This window comes from Longimicrobiaceae bacterium (assembly GCA_035936415.1).
Taxonomy (GTDB): domain Bacteria; phylum Gemmatimonadota; class Gemmatimonadetes; order Longimicrobiales; family Longimicrobiaceae; genus JAFAYN01.
The window spans coordinates 1-3398 of the sequence record DASYWD010000070.1 but is presented as its reverse complement, the minus strand read 5'-3'; the positions used below and the strand labels follow the sequence as shown (position 1 = coordinate 3398).

Annotated in this window: 5 protein-coding genes; all 5 read right to left on the bottom strand. The window is 75.4% G+C overall.

The features are described from left to right. Nucleotides 1–81: 81 nt before the first annotated feature. Nucleotides 82–1071 carry a sigma-54 dependent transcriptional regulator gene (locus tag VGR37_03175; protein ID HEV2146396.1) on the bottom strand — a complete coding sequence of 330 codons (990 nt, stop codon included), beginning with the start codon at nucleotides 1069–1071 and terminating at the stop codon, nucleotides 82–84. A gap of 101 nt (nucleotides 1072–1172) precedes the next feature. Continuing rightward, nucleotides 1173–2105, bottom strand: coding sequence for a helix-hairpin-helix domain-containing protein (locus VGR37_03170; protein ID HEV2146395.1), 933 nt, complete (start codon nucleotides 2103–2105; stop codon nucleotides 1173–1175). Beyond that, the gene (locus VGR37_03165) at nucleotides 2092–2727 is read right to left on the bottom strand and encodes a prepilin-type N-terminal cleavage/methylation domain-containing protein (GenBank protein ID HEV2146394.1); all 636 of its coding nucleotides are present in this window, start codon (nucleotides 2725–2727) and stop codon (nucleotides 2092–2094) included. The genes VGR37_03170 and VGR37_03165 overlap by 14 nt, the downstream gene beginning before the upstream one ends. Next, entirely contained in the window at nucleotides 2724–3167 is a 444-nt protein-coding gene (locus VGR37_03160) for a prepilin-type N-terminal cleavage/methylation domain-containing protein (GenBank protein HEV2146393.1), read from the bottom strand. The genes VGR37_03165 and VGR37_03160 overlap by 4 nt, the downstream gene beginning before the upstream one ends. Continuing rightward, nucleotides 3115–3398, bottom strand: a 284-nt coding sequence (locus tag VGR37_03155) for a hypothetical protein (GenBank protein ID HEV2146392.1), incomplete at its 5' end; no start/stop codon positions are given. The genes VGR37_03155 and VGR37_03160, both read right to left, overlap by 53 nt.

The following is a 3398-nucleotide window of genomic DNA, read 5'->3' as shown; positions in this document are numbered from 1 at the left end:
CGGGGGTGCGGGCCCCGGACGCGCGGCGGGCCCCGCCGGAATCCGGCGGGGCCCTCCGCGTGGCGTCCCGTGCGGCCGGGCTCAGGCGAGCCCGTAGCGCTGCAGCTTCTGCCGGAGGGTGTTGCGGTGGATGCCCAGGATCTCGGCGGCGTGGCAGAGGTTGCCGCCGGTCTTGGCGAGCGCGCGCTGGATGTGGTGGGTCTCCAGCTCGCGGAGCGAGGGGAACCCCGCCTCGGGCCGGCCCTCCCCGCCGGGCACCGGGTCCCGGAGGCGTGCCGGGAGGTGCTCCGGGAGGATCGTGGGACCGTCCGTCACCAGGACCGCCCTTTCGATGGCGTTGCGCAGCTCGCGGATGTTTCCCGGCCAGCGGTACGCCCGCAGGAGGAGGCGCGTCTCGTCCGCGAGCCCCAGCACGTCGCGGTGGTGCTCGTTGGCGAAGTAGGCGACGTAGTGGTCCGCCAGCAGGTCCACGTCTTCGCCGCGGTCCCGCAGCGGCGGCAGGCGCACCCCCACCACCGCCAGGCGGTAGTACAGGTCCTCCCGGAAGTTCCCCGCCGCCACCTCGGCCGTGAGGTCGTGGTTCGTGGCCGCCACGACCCGCACGTCCACGGGGATGGTGCGCTCCCCGCCCACGCGCTCGATCCGCCGTTCCTGGATCACGCGGAGGATCTTGGACTGCATGGTCAGGGTCATGTCCCCGATCTCGTCCAGGAACAGGGTGCCGCCGGTGGCCCGCTCGAAGCGGCCCACGTGCCGGACGTTGGCCCCGGTGAAGGCGCCTCTCTCGTGACCGTACAGCTCGGACTCCAGCAGGCTCTCGGGGATGGCCGCGCAGTTGATCGCCAGGAAGGGCCCGGCCGCCCGGTCGCTGTTCTCGTGGAGCACCCGTGCCAGCAGGTCCTTCCCCGTTCCGCTCTCCCCCTGGATCAGGACGGTGGCGCTGCAGTCCGCCACCCGCAGCATCAGCTCGACGGCCTCGAGGAGCTCGGGGCTCCTTCCGATGATCTGCGTCCGCGCCGCCTCGGGCGCCACCGCGAATCGCGAACCGTTCCGCTCAGTTTCGTAGTGCATAGGATCCGGACGCTCCAGTCCAGGTGACCGGCCGCGCGGCACCAGGGCGGGGCCGGCCGGGTGCTCCACAGTCGCCCTCGCGCGGGCGTGCGCGCCGGGCGTCACCGCTCCTCCACCCGCTTCACCGACAGGGCCCTTCCCCCGGCCAGGGTGGCGACCGCTCTCAGCTCGCTGCGGAGCGGCGCCCCCGCCGGTGCGGCCACCACCACCACCTCCACCTCCCGCGGCCCGAAGGCGGCGCGCTCCGTGAACCGGGGGAACGCCTCCTGGAGCGGCCGCCGCAGCGGCCCCGGGAGCCGCGCCAGCAGGTCGAACGGGTGCTGGAAGGGCGCCCGCTCCCGCATCTCCACGATCTTCTCCGCCAGCACCCCGTCGATCCCGGGGAGGGTGCGCAGCGCCGCGGCGGACGCGTTGTTCAGGTTGATCCGTCCGTCCCCCGCCACCGTCAGGTACGGGGCGATGCGCTGGTAGACCGCGGGCGACACCGCCGAGACGCGCTGCAGCTCCTCCAGCTCCAGGAAGGGAGCGTTCCCCGGGCCGGGCCGCGGACCCAGGGCGGCGTACTCGGCGCGCTCCGCACCCCGGAGCCGCCGGAGGCCGTCGGCGTCGCGCCAGTCGAGGATCTGGTCGGTCAGGGTGGCGGCGTCCGGGCCCGAGTACCCGATCCCCTCGAACAGGGCGGTCAGCTCCTCGGGCCCGGCCAGGTTGAGGTGGACCCGCGAGCGCGCGTCCACCACCGTCACCACCCCCTCCACCCCCTCCAGCTCGAAGCTCAGCGGAGGGAGCACCGCGAACCGCGTGGAGCCCAGCGCGACCGTGGCGGTGTCCGAGGCGAGCAGCTCGTCCAGCGCCGCGACCCCCCGGGCGAGCCCCGCCCGCGCCGCCCACCGCCCCCGGGCGTCCGCGCGGGCGCTGACCGCCAGCCTCCGGTCGCCCTGCACGACCGTCTGGAAGTCGAGGGCGAGGGCGCTGACCAGGAGCAGCACCCAGAGGATCGCGATCAGGGCGAACCCCCGCCGGTCAGGGCGCCTCATCCCTCGGCTCCGCGCGGAGAGGCACCACCAGGGGAAGGGTGAGCAGCGGCGGCAGCGCCCGCCCCTCGGCTCCCCGGACCGCCTGCGGCGCGGGGACGAGGCGCAGCTCCACCGCGTCCGGCACCGTGTCTTCGGACATCCAGCTCTCCAGCCATAGCTCGCGCCCCCCTCTCCGTGTGCGGTAGCGCAGCGACATCCCGGTAATTCCAGGGGCCACCGCCAGCGTCTCGGGCTGCTGCACCTGTCCCATCCGGATCGCGGCGATCTCCACCACCAGCCCCGCACCCTCCCGGTCGATCCCCAGGTGCAGCCGGTGCGGACCCCGGTGGAGCGCGCCGCCGTCCGGCACCCCGAACCACACCGCGTCGCGCGGCACCCTGCCGCTCCGGCCGTCCACCCCCAGGAACGGTCCGGCACCCTCCACCGGAGCCGCGGAGCGGAGCCAGGCGTCCAGCGCCCCCCGCATCGCCGCCCCCTCCAGGACCGGCTGCCGCGCCGCGCGGAGCCGGTCGCGCGCGTCCACCGCCCCGCCGAGCACCCCGTACGCCCCGGCCACCACGAGCCCGGCCACCACCAGCGCGACCAGGACCTCCACCAGGGTGAACCCGCCCCGCCCCCTCACCGGCGGAACCTCCCCACCCCGTCGGGGCGCAGCTCGGGGTGGTAGAAGACGGTCTCCAGGGCGTACTCCCCTCCCGTCCATTCCACCAGGACCGCCGCGCGGAGGAGCGCGGGTGCGTCCGGGAGGGGGCGCATCAGCACCCGCCAGCGGTAGCGCTCGAACGGAGCCGGGAAGGTGCCGTTCTTCGGCTCCAGGTACCGCGCCACCGAGTCCGGCGGGACGAGCGCCAGCTCGTTCATCCGGGCCTCCGCGAGCGCCACGGCCTCCAGCGACTCCTCCACCCGTCCGTGCGTGCCCAGCCCGGCCGAGAAGACCCCGAGGAGCGGAACGAGCGCCAGCCCCAGGATCGCGAGCGCGACCAGCGCCTCCAGCAGCGTGAAGCCGGACTCAGAAGCGCCGCGCCTCGGCGTCTCCCGTCCAGGGATCGACGCGAACCTCATAGCGGCCTCCCTCGTCGGTGATCAGGACCCGGTCGGCGCGCGCCCGCCCGGCGGCGCCGAAGACCGCCTCCGCCCACCCTTCCCGCCCTCCCGCCAGCCGCCCTCCCGGGGCGAGGGGAAGGGTGTCCCGCCACAGCGTGTCCCGGCCCTCTCCCCCGGCCTCGGCGACCACCGCCCCGGTGGCGAGGTCCACCCCCACCCGCACCGTCACCCCGCGCGCGAGCGCCGCGC

Bases quoted from the DNA above. Each gene is read 5' to 3' on its own strand.
- VGR37_03175 (HEV2146396.1), bottom strand. From the start codon at position 1,071: ATGCACTACGAAACTGAGCGGAACGGTTCGCGATTCGCGGTGGCGCCC.
- VGR37_03170 (HEV2146395.1), bottom strand. From the start codon at position 2,105: ATGAGGCGCCCTGACCGGCGGGGGTTCGCCCTGATCGCGATCCTCTGG.
- VGR37_03160 (HEV2146393.1), bottom strand. From the start codon at position 3,167: ATGAGGTTCGCGTCGATCCCTGGACGGGAGACGCCGAGGCGCGGCGCT.